This window comes from Corallococcus sp. CA053C (genome assembly GCF_003611675.1).
Lineage (GTDB): Bacteria > Myxococcota > Myxococcia > Myxococcales > Myxococcaceae > Corallococcus.
In genome coordinates, this window is the sequence record NZ_RAWA01000722.1 from 1 (window position 1) to 2151 (window position 2151).

The following is a 2151-nucleotide window of genomic DNA, read 5'->3' on the forward strand; positions in this document are numbered from 1 at the left end:
GGGCGGCGGGGCGGCGTCACCGTCACGGTCGCCTCGGGCGGCAGGGGCCCGGGCTCCGCCGGGTCCTCGCGGGCTTCGGCCTCTTCCGCGAACGCCATCCGGCCGAGCATGTCCACCTGCAGCAGCTCATGGAAACGGGCCCAGCACACCTGGCAGGAGACCAGGTGTGCGCGGAAGCCGTCCTGGGATTCGGGGGGCAGCTCACCGTCCACGAAGGCGGGGAGGTTCATGCAGCCGGCGCTCACCCATTCCCCCGCTTCCGGCGAGCCTGGGCCATGTCGAGGAACTGGTCGCGCAGGCGGTGGCGCGCGTGGAAGAGCCAGGTGCCCACGGTGCCCACGGGCACCCCGAGGTGGCGGCCGATCTCCGCGTGCCGCAGCCCCTCCGAGTGCATCTCGAAGGTGCGGCGCAGGTTGTAGGGGAGGGAGGCGACGGCCTCGCGCAGCTCCGTCTCGGTGATGCACTCCCACAGCTCCAGGTCCGGCGCGTCCGGCTCCTCGAAGAGCTTGTGCACGTTGCCCAGGTTGATGACGTTCGCGGCCTCGCTCCGGGTGCGGCGGCACTGGTCGAGGAAGCGGTTGTGGAGCACCCGCACCAGCCAGGCGCGCCGCTCCGGCTCCGTCCAGGACTGGAGCTTGTCCCACTTCAGCAGGGCCCGCAGCAGCACGTCCTGGACCAGATCCGCGCAATCGCTGGCGTTCCGGCCACAAAGATTCCGGGCAACGGCCACCAGGCTGGGCTGATACCGGACCGCGAAGACGGCGTACTCCATGTCTGAACTGTCGAGCTCTTCTTTCATCGTACGGTCCCCCGACGCCGGTGATGATTAGATAACGGTATAGGTCTGATTTCTTGGATAGATTACAAACCCCCCGTCAGGTTGGATGTGGTCGCCTGACAGTCTTTGTGTGTCTTGACCCAATCCGAGTCGGTGCGCGACCGGGGCACGGGAGGAGAGCGGGTGGCGTCGTACCGCGTTGTGGACGCGGTGGTGGTGGCGCCCGTCTCCGGGTGCTGCTCCGTCTGGCTCTTGCGCGACTCGAGACGCGTCGGCTTGCCCTGTGCGTCCGACGACTTCGTCCAGGTCGTCTCGCGCGTGCCGCCCGACTTCGGTGTCGAGCGAAGCGGGAGGCTTCTCGCCCTCCACGGGCTTTTGCACGGCCTGGGTCTTCGGCGGGGCGGTGCCCAGCAGCTTCTCCAGCTCCGCCTCACGGTTCGTGCCCTCGAAGGCGGAGGCGAGCTCATGGGGCTTCGGCTTGACCTTGTCGATGTCCTTCTGGCTGTGGGTGCCAGACCTCCCATGGGGAATCCCTTTCGTGTTCAGAATTGATATTTCAATGGCACCTGAAGGCGAGCAGACGCCTTCATTGGCTCTCAATGCCATTCCAGGTGTGAGGCGGCTCGGGGCAGCCCCGGGCTTTCGGGGGTAAAGAGGGAAGGGCCCGGACTGCATCCCAAGAAATCTTTTGCTCGCTCGCGTGGCCACCAGCCCTTCCATATGGCAAGTTGGAAAACGAGAAATCCTCGCGGAGTCTCCACTGCATGAGCGAGTGCCCTCACGAAACGACGCTGAGCGACTTCCTGGCGGGGGTGCTCTCCGAGGAGCAGCGAGGCCACGTCGTGGAGCACGTGGAGCGCTGCCCTCAATGCCAGTGGGGGCTGGCGGCGGGGGATGGCGCCAGGGCCCCGACCATCCCCTCGTCAGCGCTCGCGGAGCCGCGCGTCCCGCCGCTGGCGCGAGGCTCCACCGTCTCCCGGTACGTGGTGCGGGAGCGCATCGGCGCTGGGGCCATGGGGGTGGTGTACGCGGCGGATGATCCGGAGCTGGGCCGCCAGGTGGCCCTCAAGGTGCTGCGCCCCGAAGGGCGCCAACATGGAGAGTTGCAGCAGCGGCTGCAGCGCGAGGCGCAGGCCCTGGCCCGGCTCTCCCACGCCAACGTCGTCACCCTCTTCGACGTAGGCACCTACGGGGACGGCATCTTCCTGGCCATGGAGTTGGTGGAAGGCACCACGCTGGCGGAGTGGATGAAGGCGCCGCATCCCTGGCGGGAGGTCCTGCGGGTCTTCCTGGAGGCAGGGCGGGGACTGACGGCCGCGCACGCGGCGGGCCTGGTGCACCGGGACTTCAAGCCCGCCAACGTCCTCCTGGGG

3 protein-coding genes are annotated in these 2151 nt (G+C 68.1%); 1 reads left to right on the forward strand and 2 read right to left on the reverse strand.

Annotated elements, in window-relative coordinates:
• Together D7V97_RS42560 and D7V97_RS42565 are read right to left on the reverse strand one after the other, a co-directional pair.
• Positions 1–230 (reverse strand): anti-sigma factor (locus D7V97_RS42560; protein ID WP_147445241.1); only part of this gene is annotated, 230 nt, incomplete at its 3' end.
• A gap of 11 nt (positions 231–241) precedes the next feature.
• The gene (locus tag D7V97_RS42565; RefSeq protein WP_120616220.1) at positions 242–799 is read right to left on the reverse strand and encodes an RNA polymerase sigma factor; all 558 of its coding nucleotides are present in this window, start codon (positions 797–799) and stop codon (positions 242–244) included.
• A gap of 743 nt (positions 800–1542) precedes the next feature.
• Here D7V97_RS42565 and D7V97_RS42575 point away from each other — a divergent pair.
• A partial coding sequence (locus D7V97_RS42575) for a protein kinase (protein ID WP_147445242.1) occupies positions 1543–2151 on the forward strand: 609 nt, incomplete at its 3' end.

What these genes read in the sequence shown, in the direction of transcription:
- D7V97_RS42565 (WP_120616220.1), bottom strand. Translation starts at nt 799, where the DNA reads ATGAAAGAAGAGCTCGACAGTTCAGACATGGAGTACGCCGTCTTCGCG.